This is a genomic window from Bacillus cereus, assembly GCF_002567495.1.
Lineage (GTDB): Bacteria > Bacillota > Bacilli > Bacillales > Bacillaceae_G > Bacillus_A > Bacillus_A cereus_AQ.
Genome location: NZ_NVAP01000126.1, coordinates 1 through 334, shown reverse-complemented (window position 1 = coordinate 334; position 334 = coordinate 1). Strand labels below are relative to the sequence as shown.

Genomic DNA, 334 nt, shown 5'->3' with positions numbered 1-334 from the left:
GTTATATTCGCGGTTGTTACTTCAATAGCATGAATGAGACCGTTCGTATCTACAGCGATATGTCTTTTGATTCCTGACACTTTCTTTCCAGCATCATAGCCTTTTTCACCAGCTATCCATGTGTTTTTCACGCTTTGTGCATCTACGATGCAGAAACTTGTCTGATTCTTACGTCCATCTTGCTCACGATAGATTTCAACTAATTTTTTTATGCACTTTTTCGAGAAGACTTATGCCATTCTCGTCTACTTTCCGCCAAATCTGATAGTAGAAATAGACTGTTTGCCAGTTTGGAAAATCACTTGGAAGATTACGCCATTGGCAGCCTGTGGTA

Annotated in this window: 1 pseudogene; it reads right to left on the bottom strand. The window is 39.8% G+C overall.

The annotated features are described in order from the left end of the window. Window positions 1-334, bottom strand: a pseudogene (locus tag COK05_RS31995) (transposase); the annotation flags it as partial.